The organism is Pseudomonas sp. 22526, assembly GCF_052044735.1.
Classification (GTDB): Bacteria; Pseudomonadota; Gammaproteobacteria; order Pseudomonadales; family Pseudomonadaceae; genus Aquipseudomonas; species Aquipseudomonas piscium.
The window spans coordinates 72933-95643 of record NZ_JBQENK010000006.1 but is presented as its reverse complement, the minus strand read 5'-3'; the positions used below and the strand labels follow the sequence as shown (position 1 = coordinate 95643).

22 protein-coding genes are annotated in these 22711 nt (G+C 60.8%); 5 read left to right on the top strand and 17 right to left on the bottom strand.

Features of this window, described 5'->3' with window-relative positions; all coding sequences use genetic code 11:
- Positions 1 to 122: 122 nt before the first annotated feature.
- From ACTJKT_RS10960 to rplM, 5 genes are all read right to left on the bottom strand, one after another.
- A complete protein-coding gene (locus tag ACTJKT_RS10960) occupies positions 123 to 905 on the bottom strand; it encodes a cytochrome c1 (protein ID WP_440787102.1) in 783 nt (260 codons plus the stop codon).
- A complete protein-coding gene (locus tag ACTJKT_RS10955; protein WP_007928456.1) occupies positions 905 to 2116 on the bottom strand; it encodes a cytochrome b in 1212 nt (403 codons plus the stop codon). Before ACTJKT_RS10955 ends, ACTJKT_RS10960 begins: the two co-directional genes overlap by 1 nt.
- Positions 2116 to 2709, bottom strand: coding sequence for a ubiquinol-cytochrome c reductase iron-sulfur subunit (gene petA, locus ACTJKT_RS10950; protein WP_007928454.1), 594 nt, complete (start codon positions 2707 to 2709; stop codon positions 2116 to 2118). The genes ACTJKT_RS10955 and petA overlap by 1 nt, the downstream gene beginning before the upstream one ends.
- Positions 2710 to 2965: 256 nt before the next feature.
- Entirely contained in the window at positions 2966 to 3358 is a 393-nt protein-coding gene (gene rpsI, locus ACTJKT_RS10945) for a 30S ribosomal protein S9 (protein ID WP_003228056.1), read from the bottom strand.
- A gap of 14 nt (positions 3359 to 3372) precedes the next feature.
- Positions 3373 to 3801 (bottom strand): 50S ribosomal protein L13, encoded by a 429-nt coding sequence (rplM, locus tag ACTJKT_RS10940; RefSeq protein WP_007928449.1) that lies wholly within the window; start codon positions 3799 to 3801, stop codon positions 3373 to 3375.
- A gap of 246 nt (positions 3802 to 4047) precedes the next feature.
- Between rplM and ACTJKT_RS10935 the strand changes: the two genes are divergently transcribed.
- Positions 4048 to 5085 (top strand): NADP(H)-dependent aldo-keto reductase, encoded by a 1038-nt coding sequence (locus tag ACTJKT_RS10935; RefSeq protein ID WP_440787101.1) that lies wholly within the window; start codon positions 4048 to 4050, stop codon positions 5083 to 5085.
- A 57-nt stretch (positions 5086 to 5142) separates the two neighbouring features.
- Here the strand turns inward: ACTJKT_RS10935 and ACTJKT_RS10930 are convergent, their stop codons facing one another.
- Positions 5143 to 6279, bottom strand: a complete 1137-nt coding sequence (locus ACTJKT_RS10930; RefSeq protein WP_097305000.1) for an acyl-CoA dehydrogenase family protein — start codon at positions 6277 to 6279, stop codon at positions 5143 to 5145.
- Positions 6280 to 6523: 244 nt separating this feature from the next.
- Between ACTJKT_RS10930 and ACTJKT_RS10925 the strand changes: the two genes are divergently transcribed.
- Entirely contained in the window at positions 6524 to 7423 is a 900-nt protein-coding gene (locus ACTJKT_RS10925) for a GlxA family transcriptional regulator (RefSeq protein WP_169914967.1), read from the top strand.
- A 48-nt stretch (positions 7424 to 7471) separates the two neighbouring features.
- On the opposite strand, the gene zapE is transcribed toward ACTJKT_RS10925, so the two are convergent.
- The 3 genes from zapE to ACTJKT_RS10910 all read right to left on the bottom strand — a co-directional run bounded on the left by zapE (position 7472) and on the right by ACTJKT_RS10910 (position 10663).
- On the bottom strand, positions 7472 to 8566 hold the full coding sequence (zapE, locus tag ACTJKT_RS10920; RefSeq protein WP_025806201.1) for a cell division protein ZapE: 1095 nt from the start codon (positions 8564 to 8566) through the stop codon (positions 7472 to 7474).
- A gap of 87 nt (positions 8567 to 8653) precedes the next feature.
- Positions 8654 to 10009, bottom strand: a complete 1356-nt coding sequence (locus tag ACTJKT_RS10915) for a tryptophan--tRNA ligase (RefSeq protein ID WP_440787100.1) — start codon at positions 10007 to 10009, stop codon at positions 8654 to 8656.
- A gap of 24 nt (positions 10010 to 10033) precedes the next feature.
- Positions 10034 to 10663, bottom strand: coding sequence for an alpha/beta hydrolase (locus ACTJKT_RS10910; protein ID WP_025806202.1), 630 nt, complete (start codon positions 10661 to 10663; stop codon positions 10034 to 10036).
- Between the two features lie 144 nt (positions 10664 to 10807).
- Between ACTJKT_RS10910 and ACTJKT_RS10905 the strand changes: the two genes are divergently transcribed.
- A complete protein-coding gene (locus ACTJKT_RS10905; RefSeq protein ID WP_007928428.1) occupies positions 10808 to 11242 on the top strand; it encodes a YhcB family protein in 435 nt (144 codons plus the stop codon).
- Between the two features lie 154 nt (positions 11243 to 11396).
- Here ACTJKT_RS10905 and ACTJKT_RS10900 read toward each other — a convergent pair whose 3' ends face one another.
- The 5 genes from ACTJKT_RS10900 to ACTJKT_RS10880 all read right to left on the bottom strand — a co-directional run bounded on the left by ACTJKT_RS10900 (position 11397) and on the right by ACTJKT_RS10880 (position 14067).
- Positions 11397 to 12125 carry an OmpA family protein gene (locus tag ACTJKT_RS10900; protein WP_440787099.1) on the bottom strand — a complete coding sequence of 243 codons (729 nt, stop codon included), beginning with the start codon at positions 12123 to 12125 and terminating at the stop codon, positions 11397 to 11399.
- Positions 12126 to 12239: 114 nt separating this feature from the next.
- On the bottom strand, positions 12240 to 12884 hold the full coding sequence (locus ACTJKT_RS10895) for an MBL fold metallo-hydrolase (protein WP_440787098.1): 645 nt from the start codon (positions 12882 to 12884) through the stop codon (positions 12240 to 12242).
- Positions 12885 to 12996: 112 nt separating this feature from the next.
- The gene (locus tag ACTJKT_RS10890; protein ID WP_025806205.1) at positions 12997 to 13497 is read right to left on the bottom strand and encodes a methylated-DNA--[protein]-cysteine S-methyltransferase; all 501 of its coding nucleotides are present in this window, start codon (positions 13495 to 13497) and stop codon (positions 12997 to 12999) included.
- Positions 13498 to 13646: 149 nt separating this feature from the next.
- Positions 13647 to 13892, bottom strand: a complete 246-nt coding sequence (locus tag ACTJKT_RS10885) for a hypothetical protein (RefSeq protein ID WP_009050749.1) — start codon at positions 13890 to 13892, stop codon at positions 13647 to 13649.
- A complete protein-coding gene (locus ACTJKT_RS10880) occupies positions 13882 to 14067 on the bottom strand; it encodes a hypothetical protein (RefSeq protein ID WP_440787097.1) in 186 nt (61 codons plus the stop codon). The genes ACTJKT_RS10885 and ACTJKT_RS10880 overlap by 11 nt, the downstream gene beginning before the upstream one ends.
- Positions 14068 to 14201: 134 nt before the next feature.
- Here ACTJKT_RS10880 and ACTJKT_RS10875 point away from each other — a divergent pair, with 134 nt between their 5' ends.
- The gene (locus ACTJKT_RS10875; RefSeq protein ID WP_440787096.1) at positions 14202 to 14876 is read left to right on the top strand and encodes a response regulator transcription factor; all 675 of its coding nucleotides are present in this window, start codon (positions 14202 to 14204) and stop codon (positions 14874 to 14876) included.
- Positions 14869 to 16209, top strand: coding sequence for a sensor histidine kinase (locus tag ACTJKT_RS10870; RefSeq protein ID WP_440787095.1), 1341 nt, complete (start codon positions 14869 to 14871; stop codon positions 16207 to 16209). Before ACTJKT_RS10875 ends, ACTJKT_RS10870 begins: the two co-directional genes overlap by 8 nt.
- 8 nt (positions 16210 to 16217) lie before the next feature.
- Here the strand turns inward: ACTJKT_RS10870 and ACTJKT_RS10865 are convergent, their stop codons facing one another.
- The 3 genes from ACTJKT_RS10865 to ACTJKT_RS10855 all read right to left on the bottom strand — a co-directional run bounded on the left by ACTJKT_RS10865 (position 16218) and on the right by ACTJKT_RS10855 (position 22564).
- Positions 16218 to 18953, bottom strand: a complete 2736-nt coding sequence (locus ACTJKT_RS10865; RefSeq protein WP_440787094.1) for a LuxR C-terminal-related transcriptional regulator — start codon at positions 18951 to 18953, stop codon at positions 16218 to 16220.
- 328 nt (positions 18954 to 19281) lie between these two features.
- Entirely contained in the window at positions 19282 to 20646 is a 1365-nt protein-coding gene (locus ACTJKT_RS10860; RefSeq protein ID WP_007928419.1) for a DUF1329 domain-containing protein, read from the bottom strand.
- A 28-nt stretch (positions 20647 to 20674) separates the two neighbouring features.
- Complete coding sequence (locus ACTJKT_RS10855) at positions 20675 to 22564, bottom strand: DUF1302 domain-containing protein (RefSeq protein WP_440787093.1); 1890 nt, start codon at positions 22562 to 22564, stop codon at positions 20675 to 20677.
- Positions 22565 to 22711 lie beyond the last annotated feature (147 nt).

Below are 22711 nucleotides of genomic sequence, written 5' to 3'. Positions count from 1 at the left end.
GGAAGCAGAAAAACGAGCGCGCCCAGAGGGCGCCTCCCGTAACGCCTGGATGATCCAGACTCGTTACACCTTCAGAGACGCCCTTGGGCGCGCACGATTAACAGCAATGAATTACAGCTTTATCAATGAACGTCTTTCCAGTATTCGCGCTTGAGCAGATAGGCGAACACGAAGAAGAAGGCCAGATACAGTAACACATAGGTGCCGATACGTTGATGCTCCAGCTTGACCGGGTTGGCCGAGTAGGCCAGGAAGGTCACCAGATTCTTGACCTTCTCGTCGAACTGCTCCTCGTTGAGCGTGCCGGTTTTTGGCAGCACGGTCAGCTGGTCGCAGGCTTCATGGGTCAAGGCGGTGCCGGTCAGTGGATCGTATTGCTTCTTGCCGTCCTCGACGATCTGCACCTGCTTGCAACCAACAACCTGACGGCCTTGCAGGCCGACCAGAACGTTAGGCATGCCCACGTTAGGGAAGACCTTGTTGTTCACGCCCCATGGGCGCGCAGGGTCTTCGTAGAAGGAGCGCAGGTAGCCATAGAGCCAGTCGGTACCACGCACACGAGCCACCAGGGTCAGGTCGGGCGGAGCCGCACCGAACCAGGTCTTGGCGTCAGCCGGCTGCATGCCGATGTTCATGTGATCACCGATTTTGGCACCGGTGAACACCAGCTTGCTCATCATCAGATCGTGAGGAATCCCCAGATCGTCGGCAACCCGCTCATAGCGCTGGAACTTGGCGCTGTGACAGCCCATGCAATAGTTGGCGAATGTTCGCGCACCATCCTGCATGGCGACCTTGTCGGAGACGTCGATGTCGACTTTTTCCAGCTCGGGACCACCGTGTTCGGCCGCGAAGGACAGTACAGGCATAGCAGCAAGAATCAGTACAGCAAATAGCTTTTTCATCAGCCAGTCACCCTTTCCGGAACCGGTTTGGTCTTCTCGAGCCTGGTGTAGAACGGCATCAGAATGAAGTAGGCGAAGTACAGGAAGGTACATACCTGCGACAGCAGCGTACGACCCGGAGTCGGTGCCAGAACGCCCAGGATCCCCAGGATCACGAACGAGATGCAGAACACCACCAGCCAGATCTTGCTCAGCCAGCCCTTGTAGCGCATGGATTTGACCGGGCTGCGGTCAAGCCATGGCAGCACGAACAGCACAGCGATCGCCGCGCCCATCGCAATCACACCCAGCAGCTTGTCCGGAACCGCGCGCAGAATCGCGTAGAACGGGGTGAAGTACCAAACCGGGGCAATATGCTCAGGCGTCTTGAACGGGTTGGCTTGTTCGAAGTTCGGCTTCTCGAGGAAATAACCACCCATTTCCGGGAAGAAGAACACGATCGAACAGAAGATGAACAGGAACACCACCACACCGACGATATCTTTCACGGTGTAGTACGGGTGGAAGGCGATGCCATCCAGCGGTACGCCGTTTTCATCCTTGTGCTTCTTGATGTCCACGCCATCCGGGTTGTTCGAACCCACTTCGTGCAGCGCCAGGATGTGCAGCACCACCAGACCGAGAATCACGATCGGCAGGGCCACTACGTGCAAGGCGAAGAAGCGGTTCAGGGTAATACCGGAAATCAGGTAGTCACCACGGATCCACTGGGTCAGATCGTTACCGATGACCGGGATCGCACCAAACAGCGAGATGATCACCTGGGCGCCCCAGTAGGACATTTGCCCCCAAGGCAGCAGGTAGCCCATGAAGGCTTCGGCCATCAGCGCCAGGTAGATCAGCATGCCGAACAGCCACACCAGTTCACGCGGCTTCTGGTAGGAACCGTAGAGCAGGCCACGGAACATGTGCAGATAGACCACGATGAAGAACGCCGAGGCGCCGGTGGAGTGCAGCAGACGCAGGATCGAGCCGTACTCGACGTCGCGCATGATGTATTCGACGGAAGCGAAAGCCTCTTCAGCCGATGGGGTGTAGCTCATGGTCAACCAGACACCGGTGACGATCTGGTTGACCAGAACCAGCAGAGCCAGGGAACCAAAGAAATAGAAGAAGTTGAAGTTCTTCGGGGCGTAATACTTGCTGAGATGGTCTTCCCACATCTTGGTTGCGGGGAAGCGCGCATCAACCCAATCCATGAACTTGCTCATCACGCTTTCTCCGTATCGACGCCGATGACAATAAGGTCGTCCGACTCATAGGAATGCGGGGGTACTGGCAGGTTCAAAGGCGCAGGTTGCGACTTGTAGACGCGGCCAGCCAGATCGTAGTGGGAACCGTGGCAAGGGCAGAAATAGCCACCTACCCAATCCTTGCCCAGATCCGCAGGCGCCACTTCAGGGCGGAATGTCGGCGAGCAACCCAGGTGGGTGCAGATACCGATCAGCAGCAGAATCTCTGGCTTGATCGAACGCACTTCCGGGTCGACGTAGGTTGGTTGAACAGAGTTCTTGGAGTCGGGGTCGGAAAGTTGCCCCTCGATCTTTTTGAGATTCCCCAGGATTTCCTGTGTACGGCGGACGATGAATACCGGTTGACCACGCCACTCAGCAATCATCTGCTGACCTGGGTCGATCTTGCTGATATTCACTTTCACCGGTGCCCCTGCGGCTTTCGCCTTGGCACTGGGAAACCATGACCCCACGAACGGGACCGCAGCCCCCACCGCTCCTGCAGCACCCACCACGGATGTGGCTGCTACAAGGAAGCGACGCCGGCCTGCATTCACGCCGTCATTGCTCATTCAGTCCTCTCCCATCAGCTTTGTGGCCTGTTAAATCAGGCATCTACTAAGTAAAAATCTGAACTTATAAAAATTTTGCCGAATGGTAATGAAAAGCCCCTACTCTGACAAGGTAATTACCAACTTGGCCCTGCCCCAAGCCCTGTAGTATAGGGGCTCTGCGGATGTGGCAAGTTGTCACAGCGCAAAATAATCGCCCATAAAAAAACGCCCAGCTCCGCGAGGAGACTGGGCGTTTTTTGAACGCGAAAGCGAATTAACGCTTCGAGTACTGCGGACGCTTACGCGCTTTACGCAGACCAACTTTCTTACGTTCAACTTCACGTGCGTCACGGGTTACGAAACCGGCTTTACGCAGAGCGCTGCGCAGAGTTTCGTCGTAATCCATCAGAGCGCGAGTGATGCCGTGGCGGATTGCGCCAGCTTGGCCACTCACACCACCGCCGATAACGGTGACGTAGATGTCGAACTTCTCGACGGTCTCGGTCAGTTCCAGCGGCTGACGAACTACCATGCGGGCAGTTTCGCGGCCGAAGAAGTTATCCAGGGAGCGGTTGTTGATGGAGATGTTGCCAGTGCCCGGACGCAGGAAAACGCGTGCGGTTGCAGTCTTGCGACGGCCAGTGCCGTAATTTTGAGTCGCCGACATAATGAACTATTCCGTTAAATCTTCAGTTCTTGGGGCTGCTGAGCAGTATGAGGGTGTGCAGCGCCCGCATAGACTTTCAGCTTACGGTACATGTCGCGACCCAGCGGGTTCTTAGGCAGCATGCCTTTTACCGCGGTCTCGATCACGCGCTCAGGGGCCTTGGCGATCAGCTTTTCAAAGTTGATCGACTTGATGCCGCCCGGGAAACCGGAGTGGGAGTAGTACATTTTGTCAGTGGTTTTAGCGCCAGTAACACGTACTTGCTCAGCGTTGATCACGACGATGTAGTCACCGGTGTCGACGTGAGGGGTGTACTCAGGCTTGTGCTTGCCACGCAGACGGCTCGCGATTTCGGTGGCCAGACGACCCAGGGTCTGACCAGCAGCGTCGACGACAAACCAGTCGCGCTTAACTGTTTCCGGTTTAGCAGTAAAAGTTTTCATTCTTTATAGCCTCAGGGGCCGCCCTGTAAATTAGACGGCGGATCTTACTGAATAGTGCGTACTTTGACAAGTCAAAGGCAGCCGGATACAGACGCTATCGGGGGCTCGGGTCAGCGCGTCCGTTATACGGCAAGATTCTTCGGCAGGCGGCGCATCACTTCCACTGCAGAAAGAGCTGCGGAATTATGCAGATTGCGAAAAAAAATTCAACCTGCTTTTATGATTGTTTTGCCGAAGGAGCACCCGATGGACTATCGCCAGCTAGGCCGGACCGACCTGAACGTGAGTGCAATCTGCCTGGGAACCATGACCTGGGGCGAGCAAAACAGCGAGTCCGAGGCCTTCGCCCAGATCGAACGGGCCAAGGCTGCGGGGATCAACTTCATCGACACCGCCGAGATGTACCCGGTGCCGCCAAAGGCCGAAACCTACGCCACCACCGAGCGCTACATCGGTAACTGGTTCAAGGCTCGCGGCGATCGCGCCGACTGGATCCTCGCCAGCAAGATCGCCGGCCCCGGCAACACCATCGACTACATCCGCGACAAGCAGCTCAAACACAACCGCACGCACATAGTCCAGGCCGTGGACGCCAGCCTCAAGCGCCTGCAGACCGACTGGATCGACCTCTACCAATTGCATTGGCCGGAGCGCAGCACCAACTTCTTCGGCCAACTGGGCTACAGGCACAAGGAAGAAGACTTCACCCCACTGGAAGAAACCCTCGAAGCCCTGGACGAACAGGTCAAGGCGGGCAAGATCCGCCACATCGGCCTGTCCAACGAAACGCCCTGGGGCACCATGAGGTTCCTGGCCCTGGCCGAGAGCCGCGGCTGGCCACGGGCAGTATCGATCCAGAACCCCTACAACCTGCTCAACCGCAGCTTCGAAGTGGGCCTGGCGGAAATCGCCATTCGCGAACAATGTGGGTTGCTGGCCTACTCGCCCCTGGCGTTCGGTTTCCTTTCCGGCAAATACGAAGGCGGCGCGCGCCCGGCCAAAGGCCGCCTGAGCCTCTACAGCCGCTTCAGCCGCTACTTCAACCCACAGTCGGAAGCAGCCTGCAGCCGTTATGTCGCCCTGGCCCGCGAACACGGCCTGGACCCGGCGCAAATGGCCCTGGCGTTCGTCACCCAGCAGCCGTTCGTCACCAGCAACATCATCGGCGCGACCACCCTCGAGCAACTGGACAGCAACATCGCCAGTCTCGAGCTGAAACTGTCGAATGAGGTGCTGGCCGGCATCGAGGCGATCCACAAGGATCACCCGAACCCGGCGCCGTAACCCACCCTCCTGTGGGAGCGAGCCCACCAGGCTCGCCCCTGCACAGGGGATAATGCGCTACAGGGAACGCGCGATGATTTCCTTCATGATCTCGTTGGTCCCGGCATAGATCCGCTGCACTCGTGCATCCGCCCAGGCCCGGGCTATCGGGTACTCCCACATGAAGCCGTAACCGCCGTGCAGCTGCACGCACTCGTCGAGCACCTTGCACTGCAGGTCCGTGCCCCAGTACTTGGCCATCGCGGCGGTCGGCACATCGAGCTTGCCTTGCAGGTGCAGCTCCAGGCAGCGGTCGACGAATACCCGGCCAATCTGAATCTCGGTGGCCATCTCCGCCAGCTTGAAGCGGGTGTTCTGGAAATCGGCGATCGACTTGCCGAAAGCCTTGCGCTCGCGGGTGTACTCCAGGGTCCACTGCAATGCCGCCTCGGCTGACGCCAGGCCACCTACCGCCACCGTCAGGCGCTCCTGGGGCAGCTCCTGCATCAGATAGGCAAAGCCCGCGCCGGCCTGCCCCAGCAGGTTTTCCTTGGGTACGCGAACGTCCTGGAAGAACAGCTCAGACGTGTCCTGCGCCTTCATGCCGACTTTTTCCAGGCGCTTGCCCTTGGAGAAACCAGGCGTATCCGCCTCCACCAGGAACAGGCTGGTGCCCTTGGCGCCGGCCTTGGGATCGGTCTTGGCCACGACGATCACCAGATCGGCCAGATAGCCGTTGGTGATAAAGGTCTTGGAGCCGTTGATCACATAGTCGTCACCGTCCAGCACCGCGGTGGTCTTGACCCCCTGTAGGTCGGAACCGGCGCCCGGCTCGGTCATGGCGATGGCCGTGACCATCTCGCCGGACACCAGTTTCGGCAGGTACTTGTGCTTCAGCTCCTCGCTGCCGTAATGCAGGATGTAGGGCGCGACAATATCGGAATGCAGGGAGAAGCCGATGCCGGTCAGACCAAGACGCCCCACCTCCTCGATCACCACCGCGCTATAGAGAAAGTCGGCCCCCAGTCCGCCGTACTCTTCGGGGAGGTGGGAGCAGAGCATTCCCGCTTCACCGGCCTTGTTCCACAAGGCCCGGTCGATGTAGCCCTGCTTTTCCCATTGCCCATGGAATGGCACGGCCTCCTTTTCCAGGAAGGTGCGTACGCTGTCACGAAAGAGTTCGTGCTCGGAGCTGAACAAGGTTCTGGGGATCATGGGGCCACCTGTCGTTATTGTTAGCCGGGATTGGCCCACAGAGCCTAAGCCCACGGATACGACACAGGACACTGGACACATCCGACAAAAAATAAGACGATCCAGCCGTCTGGTGACCACTTTCCCCTATAAGAACAATTGAATTATGTCTAACCAAACCTCCACGCCCTTGCGGCGCGTCAGCATCCTGGCTATCGACCGGGTTTTCGCCTCCACCCTCATGCAAGCCAAGGATTTCTTCCATCTGGCCAGCCTGCGCTACGGCAAGCAGCTGGGCCAGGGCCTGACCCCGGCGTTCGAAACCCGCCTGGTCAGCCCGGACGGAAAACCGGTGTGCAGTTTCAGCAACGTGATCATGCCGGTGGACGGCGCCCTGGAAGATACCGACGTGATTATCCTCCCGGCGTTCTGGGACGATTTCGAAACCCTCTGCCAACGTTATCCACAGATCCTGCCCTGGCTGCGCCAGCAACATGCCCGCGGCGCGGTGCTCTGCGGCGAGGCCACCGGGGTGTTCTGGCTGGCCGAGGCCGGGTTGCTCGACGGCAAGGAAGCCACCACTTACTGGCGCTTCTTCAATGCCTTCAGCGAGCGCTTCCCCAAGGTCCAGCTCAATCAGGACAAGCACCTGACCGACGCCGACAACCTGTATTGCGCCGGCGGCACCACCTCGGCCTGCGACCTGTACATCTACCTGATCGAGCGTTTCTGCGGCGCCAACGTCGCCCAGGCCGTGGCTCGCGACATTCTCTATGAAGTGCAGCGCAGCTATTCCCCGGGACGTATCGGCTTCGGCGGCCAGAAGCTGCACCAGGACGTGATCATCCTGCAGATCCAGCACTGGCTCGAAGAGCATTTCGCCGACAAGTTCCGCTTCGAGGACGTGGCCCGTGAACACGGCATGAGCATTCGCAACTTCATGCGGCGCTTCCAGACCGCCACCGGCGACAAGCCGCTGCATTACCTGCAACGCCTGCGTATCGAAACTGCCAAGGGCCTGCTCTCGGGGACGCGCAAGAGCATCAAGACCATCAGTTATGAAGTCGGCTATGACGATGCGAGCTTCTTCGCCCGCCTGTTCCGCCAACACACTGAGCTATCGCCGAACCAGTACCGGCAGCAGTTTCACCAACAAGCCGCGTAAATGAAAAAGGGCCTGCAATGCAGGCCCTTCTTTCTATCCGGACAACCCTTAAGGCTTGTGCGCCCGCGAGAGGAACTCGTGGGACTGCATTTCCAGCAGACGGCTGAGGGTGCGCTGGAACTCGAAGGTCAGGCGACCACCGGTGTACAAATCCTTGAGCTCGACTTCAGCGGAAATGATCAGCTTGACGTTACGGTCATAGAACTCGTCGACCATGTTGATGAAACGACGGGCAATGTCGTCGGTGGCGACGCTCATCTGCTCGACACCGCTGACCAGCACGGCGTGGAAGATCTTGCCCAGTTCGATGTAGTCGTTCTGGCTACGCGGACCGTCGCACAGTTCGCGGAAGTCGAACCAGGCCACGTCATCGCAGGTGCGCAGGGCGCGGATTTCGCGGTTCTCGACGATCAGCACATCGTTTTCCACCGCCTGGGTGCATTCCGGCGTCAGCGCGCGGAAGCTCTTGCGCAGGCTTTCGTGGGCCGCTTCGTCCAGCGGGAAGTGAAACAGTTCGGCCTGCTCCAGGTGACGCAAGCGATAGTCCACGCCGCTGTCAACGTTGACGATTTCGGTGTGCTGCTTGATCAGGGCAATCGCCGGCAGGAAGCGCGCACGTTGCAGGCCGTCCTTGTACAGACCGTCCGGCACGATGTTCGAGGTGGCCACCAGGGTCACGCCGTTCTTGAACAGCTCTTCCATCAGCGTGCCGAGGATCATGGCGTCGGTGATGTCGGAGACGAAAAACTCGTCGAAGCAGATCACCCGGGCCTCGTCGGCGAAGCGCTTGGCGATGATGGTCAGCGGGTTCTTCTCGCCGCCCAGGGTCTTCATCTCTTCGTGCACACGCTTCATGAAGCGGTGGAAGTGAGTACGGACCTTCTGCTTGAACGGCAGGGCTTCAAAGAAGGTATCGACCAGATAGGTCTTGCCACGCCCTACCCCGCCCCAGAAGTACAGGCCCTTGACCGGCGCCTGGTCTTTCTTGCCAAACAGCTTGCCCAGCAGGCCCGGCTTGTTGTTCGACGCGGCGATCAGATCGTCGTACAGGCGCTGCAAATGACGCACGGCGGTTTCCTGCGCAGCGTCGTGGAAGAACTCCGGGCGTTTCAGATCAGCTTGGTATCGTTCTAGGGGCGTCATAATTCGTTAGCAAGGCAACAAAAACGGGCCGTCACTGTAGCGACGGCCCTTGAGAATGGCAATCAGCCCTTGGTCGGGAGATTGCGGTTAGTCCTGCACAGGCGTCAGGGCGACGCGCAGCGCATCGATCGCCGCATCGCGGGCCGCCGCGTCGGCAAAGGCCGGGCTGTCGGCCACGCACTCACCTTCCAGCCAGACGCTGAAGCTCAGCGCTTCGCTGCGCAGATCCAGAGCCTGGCCGGCTTGCAGTTGCTTGGTCACGGCACCCGCGGTCTTGCCGTCGGCGAAGTTGCGCGACAGCAACAGTTGCTCGCCATCGGCGGCCAGCAGGCGGAATCGGAAGCTGCCGTCGTCTTCGCGGAAGCTGACGAAGCGCGCGGCCTTGGCCGCTTTCTTCTTGATGGTCGCCGCCACTTGCACCTGGTTGACGAACGAACGCAGGCCCACGGCCTCGCGCAGCTCGTTGAGGAACGGCGTGGCCACGGTGCGGGCTTTCTTGGCGCCGGCCTGGAGGATGTCTTCCAGGTCCGAAGGGCGCTCGATCAACTGGTGATAACGCTCGCGCGCCTCGCCCAGCTGGTTGTCCAGCAGCTGGAACAGACGATTCTTCGCCTCGCCCCAACCCAGGCCCTGCAGCAGTTCGCTGCGGAACTCGTCAGCCTGGGCCTGTGTCGCGAAGGCCTGGAACAGGGTGAACAGGTGCGCGTTGTCCGGGTCCTTGGCTTCGCCAGGAGCACGGGAGTCGGTGACGATGCGCGAGATCGCGTCCTTCATGTCCTTGGCGCTGCTGAACAACGGGATGGTGTTGTCGTAGCTCTTGGACATCTTGCGCCCGTCGAGACCCGGCAAGGTGGCGACGCTTTCCTCGATCACTGCCTCGGGCAGGGTGAAGAACTCTTTGCCCTGGCCGAACAGGTGGTTGAAACGCTGGCCGATGTCACGGGCCATTTCCACGTGCTGAATCTGGTCGCGACCGACCGGCACCTTGTGCGCATTGAACATCAGGATGTCTGCGGCCATCAGCACCGGGTAGCTGTACAGGCCCATGGTGATGCCGGCATCCGGGTCTTCACCGGTTTCGACGTTTTTATCCACCGAAGCCTTGTAGGCATGGGCGCGGTTGAGCAGGCCCTTGGCTGCCACGCAGGTCAGCAACCAGGTCAGCTCGGGGATTTCCGGGATGTCCGACTGGCGATAGAAAGTCACGCGCTCCACATCCAGGCCACCGGCCAGCCAGGTCGCGGCGATTTCCAGGCGCGAGCGCTGGATACGCAGCGGGTCGTCGCACTTGATCAGGGCGTGATAGTCGGCCAGGAAGTAGAACGAATCGGCATTGCTGTCGCGGCTGGCGAGGATCGCCGGGCGGATGGCGCCGGCGTAGTTGCCCAGGTGCGGCGTGCCGGTGGTGGTGATGCCGGTGAGGATGCGCGTACGAGTAGTCATGGGTAATCGCTTATCAGACTGCAATCAATTCGAGAGTCGTGGCAGCACCAGATCCTTGAGATCGGTGAGCTTGCCATGAAAAAAGTGTCCGCATTCTGCCACTTTCAGCAGCTCATGGGGGCGCTCAAGCGCGTCGGACCAGTCATAGACCAGCTGCGGATCGACCACTTCGTCGGTTTCCGGCTGGATCAGGGTCAGCGGGCAGTTCTGCGGCAGCAGGTCGGTATCGCGCAAACGCATCACGGCGGCGGCGACCATGAACAGGTGCTTGAGCTGTTCACCGCGGGCTTCCAGGCGCCCGCCGAGACTGGCGGCGACAAAGCCGCCGAAGGAGAAACCGAGCAGGGTCATCGGCAGGTCCGGGTGCTGGGCCCGCAGCCATTCGGCAGCCGCCTGCGCGTCGTCGACTTCACCACTGCCCATGTCGTGGCTGCCTTCGCTGGCGCCGACGCCACGGTAGTTGAAACGCAAGGTGATCAGCCCGGCATCGCGCGCCGTACGTTGCAGGGTCGAGACCACCTTGTTGAGCATGGTGCCGCCCTGCACCGGGTTCGGATGGCAGATCAGCGCCACGCCACGGGCGTCGGCGACATCCAGATACAGGGCTTCCAGCTGGCCGACCGGGCCGGCAATCACTACGGGGGTTTCACGCATAAGCAAGGAAGGAACTCCGTGACCTCGAATCGGGTCGACTCGTCTAGCAAATTGTCTGTGCCAATCTATTGCGAGTGAATCGCGGTATACAGCGCAGGTTCGAGCCGTTAACGTAAAGCAAAGCCGTTTATAGAGGAAGGACTCGTGGAACACTCGCTCTTAGTTTGGTTGTTGCCGACTCTTGCCCTGATCGCGGGTGTCGCCATTGGATTTCTGGTCGCTCGCCTGCTGCCGAATGCCGCGCCTAACCGCACGCAACGTCAGCTGGATGATATTCAGGAACGTTTTGACAGCTATCAGAACGAAGTGGTCACCCACTTCAACAGCACCGCCACCCTGGTGAAAAAACTCACTCAAAGCTATCAGGAAGTGCAGGACCATCTCGCCGAGGGCGCCAACCGCCTGGCCCTGGACGAGCTGACCCGCCAACGCCTGCTGGCCGCGCTGCACTCCGACTCGGTGCAGGCTCCACGGGAACGTCTGACTCCGCCGCGCGACCAGGAACCGCCACGGGACTACGCGCCAAAGACGCCTAACGCGCCAGGCATGCTCGACGAGCATTATGGCCTGAAGAAGTAATCGGGCTTCGCAGCCAATAAAAAGCCCCCGGACAACTCGGTTGTCCGGGGGCTTTTTTGTATCTGGTGATTTGCTAGCGACCTCTTCGCGGGCAAAGGCCACACACAAAGATGCCCGATCACAGGATCGGGCATTTCTTCATTCAAACCATCAGTTACGGATACTGCTGAACCGTACCCGGCTGCTGCTGACCACCATACTGCTGACCCGGAATCGCCTTGAGGTTCACTTCCACCCGACGGTTCTGCGCACGGCCATTGACGTCGCTGTTGCTGGCGACCGGGTTATCCGGGCCAGCGCCACGGGCCGACAGGTTGGCACCGCTGACACCTTGCGAGGTCAGGTAGGTCGCCACGCTCTGGGCGCGACGCTGGGACAGGTCCATGTTGTGCTGACGGCTGCCGGTGCTGTCGGTGTAGCCGACGATTTCGATCTGGTTCTGGTTGAACTCCTTGAGGGAGCCGGCCAGGTTGTTCAGCGGTTGATAGAAGCTTGGGGCGATGTTCGCCGAATCGGTGGCGAAGGTGATGTTGCCCGGCATGATCAGTTTGATCTGATCGCCCTGGCGCTGCACTTCGACCCCGGTATTGGCCATGCTGGCGCGCAGTTTCTTCTCCTGCTGGTCGGCGTAGTAGCCATAACCGGCAGCGGAAGCACCGACTACCGCGGCGCCGATCAGCGCGCCCTTGCCACGGTTGTTGTGGTCGATGGCGGCACCGGCCAGCGCGCCGGCCAAGGCACCCAGGCCACCGTATTTTGCAGTTTTGCTCATGCCCGTGGAGCCGTCGGCCTGCCCCTGATTGTCATAGGGGTTAGGCGAAGCACAGCCGGACAACAAGGCCACAGCGGTAGCAACAACGATCAAACGACGCGAGGTGAACATGGAGAAGCTCCTACTTTTTTCATTCTGTGATGCAGCGGACGTTGGCAACAGACCTTTGCAGGCGTTTGAACACGGCCAATGACAAAAATTCCGTGAAACTTTTGACAGCAAATGTCAGGCCCTGACAAAGGGATTCTCACGCATTTCATCGCCCAGGCGGGTGTCCGGACCATGCCCGGCCACCACAGTCGCGTCTTCATCGAGGGTGTACAGACGCTGCTTGATCGAACGCACGATGGTAGCCTGGTCGCCACCCCACAGATCCGTGCGCCCTACCCCGCGCTTGAACAAGGTGTCGCCGGCAATCAGCAGCTTAGCCTCTGCAAACCAGAAGCTCATGGAACCTGGGGTATGTCCCGGCGTATGCAGGGCCACGCCGCAGCCGCAGGCCAGCTCTTCGTCGTCCGCCAGCCAGCGATCCGGCGCCGGCACCGGCGTGTAAGGCACGCCGAACATGCTGCACTGCATCTCCAGGTTGTCCCAGAGGAACTGATCCTCCTTGTGCAGGTGCAGGGTCGCGCCGGTTTTCTCCTTCATCTGCCCGGACGCCAGGAAGTGATCCAGGTGGGCATGGGTATGAATGATACTCACCACCTTCAGCCCCAGCGCGTCGAGCCGCGCCATGATCAGGTCGGGATTGCCGCCCGGGTCGACGACTATGGCCTTTTTTGTAATAGGGTCGCCGATGATCGTGCAGTTGCACTGCAAGGGACCGACGGGGAAGGTTTCGCGAATAAGGGCGGGCTTGGCGGCTTCCATGGGATGTTCCTGAAAAAACGATGGGCCATTCTCGCACAGCTTGCAGCCGCTGCTTTGCCGCTCAATGCAGACAATGACTGCCGCCCTGGGTCCCGGGCAGCAGCCATTCCAGTCAGAACGCCAACTGCAGGGTTTCCTCACCCTCCAGCGCCAGCAGGAACTGCTTGGCCTGGAGCCCGCCGGCAAAACCGGTGAGGCTGCCCGAGGCGCCGATCACCCGGTGGCAGGGGGCGATGATCGAGATCGGGTTCCGGCCGTTGGCCGCACCGACCGCGCGCACGGCCTTGGGGCTGCCCACCTGTGCGGCAATCTGGCTGTAGCTGCGGGTTTCGCCGAAAGGAATGGTCAGCAACGCCTGCCAGACCTTGCGCTGGAACTCGGTGCCGACAAAGTCCAGCTCCAGTTCGAAGCAATCGCGGCTGCCGGCAAAGTACTCGTTGAGCTGGCGTTCGGTTTCCAGCAAGACCGGATGATCCTCGGCAGGCTGCAACGGGCCGAGACGCACGCGGTTTTCGCGTTCGTTCTCCCAGAGAATCGCGGCGAGCTTCGTGCCTCTGGCAACCAGGGTCAGTTGACCGACGGGGGAGTTCATCAATTTGAATACGCAGGACATGGTAAGCCTCCTTTATCTTCCAGGGAGATCAGGCCCGGGCCTGGCCTTCATCTCAGTACGCCTGCACTGTAGATCGGCATTCAAGCGCAAGAACTACGTTTCTTGTGCTTGAATTCAGCGCCGGATCTTCCTGGGTGCCACCACGCTGGCTACTCATCCTCTTCGATCAGATAACAATTGTCACTGCTGCTGCGCCGCCCATGGGGATAGACGATAAAAGCGCCGCGCCCATTGCCGCACTCGAGCAGATGCACCGGCGACAGTTCACGCTGTTGATCGATGCGCGCATTGAGCCGGACGATATAGATGCCCAGCGCAAGCGACACGCAAAGAATCAGCAACAAGCAAAACACCAACTGATCGGTGTAGCCCGCGCCGGCCTTTTCAGGATGCATAGGCAATAGCGTCCGATCCTGCTGTCAGCTCCCTCCCACGCCCGATCAAGAATCCTGCCCGCAGCCCACCCTCGCCCAGGCGCACCGCAGGCGTTCTGGACAGCAAGCCATAGGTCACCAGGCCGATGACAATCAAGACCAGCAGAATGTCTTTGATCAAAGGAGACAGGTTCATGGTGGCGTTCTCTTGGTGTAAAAGCCGCCACCCTAGAGTCCGACAGGTTAACGCCAGGTAAACATCGGTAAAAAAACGCCCGACTCCGTTATCCTCTGGGCCACTGAGCGACAAGGGTCCAAGGGGACGTTCCCGTGCATATCCACCTGCTGCTGGTCGAGGACAACCTCGACCTGGCCAATACCGTCATCGAATACCTGGAGATCAGCGGGATCGTCTGCGATCACGCCAGTAATGGCCGGACCGGCCTGAGCCTGGCGCTGAACCAGCATTATGATGTGATCCTGCTGGACATCATGCTGCCGCGCCTGGACGGCCAACAGCTGTGCAAACAGCTGCGCGAACAGGGCAAACAGACACCGATCCTGATGCTCACCTCGCTGGATGCCCTGCCGGACAAGCTCGCCAGCTTTGCCATGGGCGCCGACGACTATCTGGTAAAACCCTTCGAGCTGGCCGAACTGGTAGCCAGGATCCGCGCCCTGAGCCTGCGGCGCAGCGGCCAGGCCAGCCGCCTGCAGGTGGCCGACCTGACCATGGATCTGTCCACCCGCAAGGTCAGCCGCGCCGGACAGGAACTGCACTTGTCGCCCATCTGCTGGACCTTGCTGGAGTGCCTGATGCGTGCCAGTCCCGAGCCGGTGGGTCGCGAACGTCTCGAGGCCACGGTCTGGGGCGACGAGCCACCGGACAGCAATACCCTCAAGGTGCATATGCACCGCTTGCGCAAGGCAGTGGACAAGGATTTCAGCCAACCGCTGATCCACACTATTTCCGGCATCGGCGTACAGCTGAGGCCCCATGCGTAAGGGGCTGAGTCTGAAATGGGTGATCAGCGGCAGTTTCCTGCTGTTGATCGCCGTGGTGCTGCTGATCTACAGCCAACTGCTATCGAGCTACAGCGTCCGTGGCCTGCTCTATACCGCCAGCGCCATGATGGAAGAGGAAGCCCTGTACTTCGTCAGGCATTACAAGAAAGACCCAAGCCTGCCCCCACCGCAGAACTATTTCTTCAGCAGCGTTATCGGCAAGGAAGCGTTGCCGCCGAAAATTCGCCAGTTGCTGGATACGCCGCCAACCCTGTCCTTCGGTGCCGTGCAGGTGTTCGGTGAACTGGACGCCAATGGACAGGATGAAGTCAAAGCGATCCTGGCCCAGCCCCTGGGTGACGGCAAAACCCTGTACATGTTCGATGTCGACCACGACCATGAAGAAGGCGGCGAGGTCGAGACCCCGTTGTCCGATGCCTATCTCGATCACGAACTGAACAGCGTCAACTTCATCAGTCTGGCGGTATTCGTCCCGGCACTGATCATCATCGTCCTGCTGGTCTGGTGGCTGGTACGTCCCCTCGGCCGGCTGGCCCAGTGGTCCACCACCCTGAAGGACCCGGATGCAGTGTCCAGCCAACGTCCGAATTTCCGCTTCAAGGAATTCAATGTGCTGGCCGACTCCCTGGCCCAGAGCGTGCAGCAGGTACAGGCCGCCAGCCTGCGCGAGGGGCGCCTGCTGCGCTACACCAGCCATGAGTTGCGCACGCCGCTGGCGGTACTCAAGGCCAACCTGGAACTGCTGGCCCTGCAGTCCGGGGGCACACTGCCCCCGCCTCTGCAACGTATCGAACGCTCGGTACTGAACATGCAACGCATTGCCGAGACTCTGCTGTGGATGAGCCGCGAGCGCCTTGAACCCTTGCCGGAAGAAGCCATCGACATGGCCGAGTTGTTCAACGAACTGATCCAGGAGCATCGCTACCTGATCGGCAAGCGGGATATCGAACTGATCCTCGACATCAGCAACGAACCCTGTCGCCTGCCCCCGACCGCCTGCCGGATCGTGGTCGGTAACTTTCTGCGTAATGCCCTGCAATATGCCGACGAAGGCAGCATCGAAATCACCTTCGAGCAGCTGCAACTGCGTATCGTCAACCGCATCCGCGACACCAGCCAGCCGGAAGAATCCAGCGACTTCGGCTACGGCCTGGGCCTGGAACTGATGCGCCAGCTGTGCGCCAGGCTGGGCTGGAAAATCCAGGTCGTCACCGAACAACAGCGCTTCACGGTGACCCTGGACTTCAACACCGCTGAGCCTTCAGCTTCGCCCCAGGAGCACGCCGAGGGCGATGCCAGCGAGGTCACCTGACAACCCGATTAACCCAGCAAGCCCAGTTCCTGGGCCCGGGCCACGGCCTGGGTGCGACGCTCCACCCCCAGCTTGCTGTTGATATGGCTGGCGTGGGTCTTCACGGTGTGCAGCGAGATAAACAACTGATCGCTGATTTCCTGGTTGGAACAGCCCTGGGCGATCAGTTGCAGCACCGCCAGCTCGCGGGAGCTGAGGGCTTCGCCGTGATGTTGCTCCAGAGGTTCGCGCGCCACGGCGGCCGGCAGGCGCTCGAGCAAGGTCTGGCGCAATGGCGTCGCCGGCCCCTGCTGAAGTTGCTCGCGGACCCAGGCCGGATGCGCCCGCACCGCCCATTCGAACGGTTGCAATGCCCCGCCCACGGCGGCCTCCAGCGCCTGGGCAAAGGCCTGCCGGGCCTCGGGCTCGCGCCCCTGGGCCAGCCACAGCGCGACCTTCTGATTCAAGGCCATCACATTGAGCATCTGCCGCCCGGTCTCCCGGCCATGCTCCACCAGTTTGTCCAGGCGCTGTTCGGCCAGGGCCGGCTCGCCCTGGATGCTGTCGAGCAAAGCCTGCTGCAACTCGATATGCAGCGGCAGCTGTGGATGAAATTCCGGCGCCGCAGCGGCCTGGTCGCCGGTGTAGGTCTGCCCCAGGCGAGCCAGCCAGGCCTGCGCCAGGTCGGTGCGGCCCTGGGCCAGCCAGAGTTCGCATTTGACCAGGGTGATCATCGCCAGGTAGTAGATCGGCGGGACGTCCCAGATGTGCATCAGGCGCTCGGCCTCGGCCAGCTCGGCAAAGGCCTTGGCAAACTCACCGTTGTGACCTTCCAGGTTGGCGATCACGCAATGGCCGATCAGCACGCTGATATCGCGACAGGCCCGGGCCTCGACCAGGCCCGCCCGCAAACGGGCCAGCCCGGTCTCGGGCTGGCAGCGCAACGTCAACAGATAACCCTCATACAGCGTCAGCCGCGCACGTACCGCGTACAGGCGTTGCGTGGACAGGCCATACAAGCGCTGCAACCCCTGGCGGACTTCATCCAGCGCCCGCAGGATCTCGCCGCGGGCTTGCAGCACCCGGGCCCGGTCGTAATGGGCCAGGGCCTCGAACAAGGGGTTGCCGACCCGCTGCGCCAGTTCCAGGGACTCGCGGTTGAGCCCCCGGGCACGCCACAGGTCGCCATCGGCGATCGCCAGGTTGGACAGGGTCGACAGGCACACCAGCCGCTGCCCGTAACGTTTCTGGGGCAAGGTTTCCAGGGCTTCGGTGCAATACAGCAGGGTCAGCTCGCGATTCCCCCGTCCGCGGGCGACGATCCCGCTCAAGGCCAGCCATTGCGCCAGCATGGATTTCTGCGCGGTGGCCGAGGGGGCCGGCAGGAAGCGACTCAAATGGCTGGCCAGTTCCTCGGCGGCATCCAGCTGGCACGCCAGCCCCAGTGCCCAGCTGTACAGCACGATCAGCCGCGGGGTGCTGATCAGCAGGCTGTCGGGCAAGTCCATTTTCCAGCGCAGCAACATGCCGACGTTCTGTTCCGCCAGCAGCTGTTCCTCGGACAGGTTCTGTACCAGGTTCGCCGCCACATCCAGATGCCCGGCGCGCAACGCCTGCTCCACCGCTTCGTCCAGCAGCCCCTGGGCGTTGAACCAGCGACAGGCCCGCAAGTGCAGGCTGGCCGGCGGCAATACCGCGTTGGCGGTGGGCCGGGTGCGCAACAGGTCGGAAAACAGGTGGTGATAACGGTACCAGTGCCCCTGCTCGTCCAGCGGCACCAGGAATACCTGGTGGGCCAACAGGTAACGCAGGATCTCGGCACTGTCGTGGGACTCGCGCAGCGCATCGCACAGTTCGCTGCAGAAACGCTCCTGGGGCGCCGTGTCATAAAGAAACGACTGCACTTCGGCAGGCAGGCAATCGATGACTTCTTCCAGCAGATAATCGCGAATCAGGCCCTCGCCGCCATTCAGCGACTGCGGCAAGGCTCCACCGCTGCCCGCCTCCGAGGCCGCCAACAACCAGAAACGCAAGCCAGCTACCCAGCCTTCGCTGCGCAGGATCAGGCTTTCCAGCGCCTCGCCACGCAGCGAACTGCTGTGCCGGTCGAGCAGGGTCAGGGATTCGTCGTAGGTCAGGCGCAGGTCCTGCTCATGCAGTTCCAGCAACTGCCGCGACAGGCGCAGACGCGCCAGGTGCCAGTCCGGGCGTTGGCGGCTGGTCACCAGCACCAGCAGGCCGTCGGGCAAATGATTGAGGAAGAACTGCAGACAACGATCGAGCACTGGCCCCTGGGCCAGGTGGTAATCGTCCAGCACCAGCAGCAAGGGAGACGCACTGGAAAGGTGGACCGCCAACTCGTCGAGCAAGCCGTCCAGCCACTCTTCGAAGGCGAAGGGCTGGTGGCGCTGGCGCATCTTCAGCAGCCCGAGGGATTGGCTGCCCAACTGGGCGAAATATTGCTGCAGCCCCTCAAGCAGGCGTTCGAGAAAACGCCCCGGATCGCTGTCCCGACGACTGAGCCCCAGCCACAGGCTGCGCCAGTGCGGCGGCAGGCTCTGGCAGAACTCCACCGCCAGCGAACTCTTGCCAAAACCGGCCGGCGCACTGACCAACAGCAACCGGCCATTGAGGCCCGCGCTCAAGCGCTCGCACAGACGCGGCCGCAGTACGTAGCCGTCGGGCAAGGGAGGTCGGTAGAAGCGCCCTTCCGGCGCGGGAATGGCCGCACCGGCAGGCCCCTGGATACGGGACAAATCAGTCATGGCCAACTCTTATTGAAGTGCTGTTGTCGGCAATACAGATGTCGGCAGACTAGCGGTAAAAAGCCCCCTGTTGAAGATTTTTGCTACAGATGGCTAGAAAAAGAATACAACCGGGTTTGTCAGCGCTCCCTGCGTCCCTGCAGGAGCGAGCTTGCTCGCGATAAGGGCAGCGCGGTTTTACCGGGAAGTCGCGGTGTCTGGAGTATTTTTCGCGAGCGAGCTCGCTCCTACAGGGGCCATCCGGTGTTTTGTAGAAAAACCCAGACAATAAAAAACGCCCCGAACCAGTCGGGGCGTCGATCGAGGATGCGCCTCGATTTACCGCGGGTTAACGAACGCCATCCTGGCGCAGGGCCGCCGGAGTGAAGTCGCTGGTGGTGGCAGTGAAGCCGAAGTCATAGGCCGATTTCTCTTCGTTCTTCATGCCCAGTGCCAGGTAACGGCCGGACTGCAGGTCGTAGAGGGTTTCCAGGGCGTACCACGGCACTTGCTTGTCGTAGTAGTTCTCGGCATGCGCCTCGGCCACGCGCCACAGCTGGCCACGACCGTCGTAGTGGTCGATCACCGCGGCCTGCCAGGTGTCTTCATCGATGTAGAAGTCACGCTTGGCGTAGATATGACGCTGACCTTCCTTCAGGGTCGCAACCACGTGCCAGACACGGCGCAACTCGTAGCGAGCCAGGTCCTGGTTGATGTGGCCAGCCTTGATGATTTCGGCGTACTTCAGCTGCGGCGAGTCGAGCTTGTAGCTGTTGGAGGCGATGTACATCTCCTTCTTGCCTTCCAGCTTCCAGTCGTAGCGGTCCGGCGCGCCGTTGTACATGTCGAGGTTGTCGGAAGTACGCAGGCCGTCGGCCGCGGTACCCGGACCGTCATAGGACACTTGCGGGGCGCGACGCACACGACGCTGACCGGCGTTGTAGACCCACGCCGAACGCGGTTCCTTCACCTGGTCGAGGGTTTCGTGCACCAGCAGCACGCCACCGGCCAGACGTGCCGGCGCGGTCACTTTCTGCTTGAAGTAGAACAGGATGTTGCCCGGGTTCGCCGGATCGTAGTCCTTCATCTTGTCGCGGAACACGAACTGGTCCTGGAAGTACACCAGGCTGAACGAGCCGTTGGCCTGCGGCGTCGCCTGGGTCACCAGACGGGTCACGCTGCCGCCGCGATAGCGGGTGATGTGGTTCCAGATGACTTCCACGCCGCTTTTCGGAATCGGGAACGGAATGGCGGTCTTGAAGTTTTCCAGGCCGTTGCCGCCGCTGACCAGGTTGGTCTTGGTGGCGTTTTCCTTGATCGCGGCGAACACGTCAGCGGGCACCGTGGCACCGCGGTGGGACGGGTAGACCGGCATCTTGTAGGTTTCCGGGTAGCGCTTGAACATCGCGTACTGCCCCGGCGCCAGCTTGTCCTTGTACTGCTCGACGTTCTGCGCGGTGATGGTGAACTGCGGCTGCTCGCTGGCGTACGGGTTGGACAGGAAGCCCTTGCCGTCCACACTGCCGGCGTTGGTCGGCAAGGCTTTCCAGGCTGGAATGGTGCCGGCGGAGTTACCGGCCATTTCCGCGCCCATCGGCGTCAGGGAGGTGCCCAGCTTGGCCGCTTCATCGGCCGAGACCGCGGCCATGACCCCGGTCGCCAGCAGCGACAGCCCGAGGACACCGACCTGCAACAGACTCTTGGTTACTTTCATATTCTTGTTCTTCCTGAAAATGCAGTGCTTAGAAGTTCACGCCGAAACTGAGGGCCACGAAGTCACGGTCATCCACGGTGGTGTACTTGCCGTCGAAGAAGTTGGTGTACGCCAGGCTCGCGGTGTAGGTGTTCTGGTACTCGGCATCCACGCCCAGGCTGATGGCCTTGCGGCCTTCCTCGAAGTTGCCGCCAGGGCCAGGCGAGTAACCGCTGACGTCATGGGACCAGGCCACGTTCGGCTTGAGGTTCACCCCAGCGAACACGTCGTTGTATTCCCAAATGGCACGACCGCGATAACCCCAGGAAGTCGAGGTGGTGAAGCCGTCGTCGTTACAGTTGCGGCTGCGATTGTTGGTCGCCGTGCCCGCCCCTGCGCCGTTGATGGTGCTGGTGTTGAGGATCTGCGAGCAGGTGTCCAGGCTGCCGGTGGCCGGCAGTTCGCCCGGGCCATAGACCGGATCGCGGCCGTAACGAACCTTGGAGGTGCTTTCCAGGCCACCGACATAAGTCAGGCCGACTTCACCCACCAGGGTCAGACGGCTGGCGCCCATGACCTGATCGAAGAAGTGGGTGAAGGTGGTCTGCAGCTGGGTGATCTCTTTACGACGATAGCCGTGCAGGTCCTGCCCTGGCGAGCCCTGGAGCAGCGATGCATTGGCCAGGGTACCGCCCAGTGGGCGAACGCCGGAGAACAGGATATCGGTGGAGTTCAGTTGCACCGGAGCGTTCGGACGATAGCTGATCTCACCACTCCACGCGGTACCGGTAGGCAAGGTGGTGGAGAAGCTCAGGCCGTAGAGGCGGATGTCTTCAGGGTACTCGACGAAGTACTGGGAGTTGCCCGCCACCACCAGTGGGCCCAGGGCGCGGAACGCCGCCGGCAATGCCGCGACACGGTCGAAGACCGCCTGCGGGGCGCCGGTGGCGCTGAAGATCGGCGCACGGCTGTGGTAGTTCATGAAGTACGCGCCGAACTCGGTGTCGAGCGGCTCGTACATGTACTTGAAGGACACGCCCCACTGCCCGCTGTCCCGCGCATCGCGGTCCGGGCCACGACGTACCAGCACGCCTTCCTGGTTGACGTCGACGCCCGCGGCGGCCAATGGCCCCAGGGCAATCGATGGAATGGTCGAGCGTTTGTTCAGCACGCGCAGGTTGTCGGTGCAACCGTCGGCGATGATGTCCGGCTGGGAGAAGAAGGTGCCGCAGTTGTCGACGACAGTCTGGTCCCATTCCAGCTGATAGAAGGCTTCGGCCGAAAGGTTCTCGGTCAGGCTCTGGGAAACGTAGAACATGTTGACCGGGATCAGGCCTTCCTTGATCTCCGCGCCAGGACGGCGGAAAGCCGAGACGTCGATCGGGTTGATCGAGTTGATGCCGCCGCCGATGAAGGTACTTTCACCCCAGCTCACGACTTGCTTGCCCAGACGCACGGAACCCGGCTGCTCGGCGATCGAGTAGTTGTGGTAGACGAAGGCGTCGAGAATCTGCCCGCCGGAGGACTTGGCGCCTTCCTTGCGGTTGCTGTCGCTGATGTCCTTGAACTCGCGGCTTTCGTCCTTGAGTTCGAAGTCATACCAGTATTTGCCCCGGACGAAGACGCCGGTGTCGCCGTATTTCAGTTCAAGGTCATGGATACCCTTGAAGATCTTGGAGAAGGTTTCGCCGCTCTTGAAGTTAGCGTGGCCATCGTCGGAGGTCTGGGACAGGCCATGACCGCCATTGTTGACACCAATCAGATTCTTGTTGGGGCTCTGGGTAGACCAGCTCGCACCCAGCGACAGAGAAGAGTCGAACTGACCTTCGATTTCACCGATGTTGAAACTGACGCCGAAGGCAGGTCCGGCGAGCGTAGAGGCGAGACTGACGGCCAGAGGCAGTTTCGCCCGGCGCCAGAACTGGTTTACTGATGTCATCGACGCTACTCCATGTGCTTTATTGTTATGGCAGTGAGCACTTTTAAAAACGCTCTGAACGGGCGGAACCCAGTCAGCCCCGAAGTCGTTCAAAGTTGCATCGCCCCATGTTGTGCGGTTGCCCCGTTCTTAAAAATCCTTGGGCGG

Excerpts from the sequence above, each read along its gene's own strand:
- ACTJKT_RS10860 (WP_007928419.1), bottom strand. The coding sequence starts at position 20,646 with ATGAAAGTAACCAAGAGTCTGTTGCAGGTCGGTGTCCTCGGGCTGTCG.
- ACTJKT_RS10855 (WP_440787093.1), bottom strand. The coding sequence starts at position 22,564 with ATGACATCAGTAAACCAGTTCTGGCGCCGGGCGAAACTGCCTCTGGCC.
- ACTJKT_RS10955 (WP_007928456.1), bottom strand. The coding sequence starts at position 2,116 with ATGAGCAAGTTCATGGATTGGGTTGATGCGCGCTTCCCCGCAACCAAG.
- ACTJKT_RS10895 (WP_440787098.1), bottom strand. The coding sequence starts at position 12,884 with ATGGAAGCCGCCAAGCCCGCCCTTATTCGCGAAACCTTCCCCGTCGGT.
- ACTJKT_RS10910 (WP_025806202.1), bottom strand. The coding sequence starts at position 10,663 with ATGCGTGAAACCCCCGTAGTGATTGCCGGCCCGGTCGGCCAGCTGGAA.
- rpsI (WP_003228056.1), bottom strand. The coding sequence starts at position 3,358 with ATGTCGGCGACTCAAAATTACGGCACTGGCCGTCGCAAGACTGCAACC.
- ACTJKT_RS10880 (WP_440787097.1), bottom strand. The coding sequence starts at position 14,067 with ATGAACCTGTCTCCTTTGATCAAAGACATTCTGCTGGTCTTGATTGTC.
- ACTJKT_RS10865 (WP_440787094.1), bottom strand. The coding sequence starts at position 18,953 with ATGACTGATTTGTCCCGTATCCAGGGGCCTGCCGGTGCGGCCATTCCC.
- ACTJKT_RS10915 (WP_440787100.1), bottom strand. The coding sequence starts at position 10,009 with ATGACTACTCGTACGCGCATCCTCACCGGCATCACCACCACCGGCACG.
- ACTJKT_RS10960 (WP_440787102.1), bottom strand. The coding sequence starts at position 905 with ATGAAAAAGCTATTTGCTGTACTGATTCTTGCTGCTATGCCTGTACTG.
- zapE (WP_025806201.1), bottom strand. The coding sequence starts at position 8,566 with ATGACGCCCCTAGAACGATACCAAGCTGATCTGAAACGCCCGGAGTTC.
- ACTJKT_RS10900 (WP_440787099.1), bottom strand. The coding sequence starts at position 12,125 with ATGTTCACCTCGCGTCGTTTGATCGTTGTTGCTACCGCTGTGGCCTTG.
- ACTJKT_RS10870 (WP_440787095.1), top strand. The coding sequence starts at position 14,869 with ATGCGTAAGGGGCTGAGTCTGAAATGGGTGATCAGCGGCAGTTTCCTG.
- ACTJKT_RS10885 (WP_009050749.1), bottom strand. The coding sequence starts at position 13,892 with ATGCATCCTGAAAAGGCCGGCGCGGGCTACACCGATCAGTTGGTGTTT.
- petA (WP_007928454.1), bottom strand. The coding sequence starts at position 2,709 with ATGAGCAATGACGGCGTGAATGCAGGCCGGCGTCGCTTCCTTGTAGCA.
- ACTJKT_RS10890 (WP_025806205.1), bottom strand. The coding sequence starts at position 13,497 with ATGTCCTGCGTATTCAAATTGATGAACTCCCCCGTCGGTCAACTGACC.
- rplM (WP_007928449.1), bottom strand. The coding sequence starts at position 3,801 with ATGAAAACTTTTACTGCTAAACCGGAAACAGTTAAGCGCGACTGGTTT.
- ACTJKT_RS10930 (WP_097305000.1), bottom strand. The coding sequence starts at position 6,279 with ATGATCCCCAGAACCTTGTTCAGCTCCGAGCACGAACTCTTTCGTGAC.
- ACTJKT_RS10935 (WP_440787101.1), top strand. The coding sequence starts at position 4,048 with ATGGACTATCGCCAGCTAGGCCGGACCGACCTGAACGTGAGTGCAATC.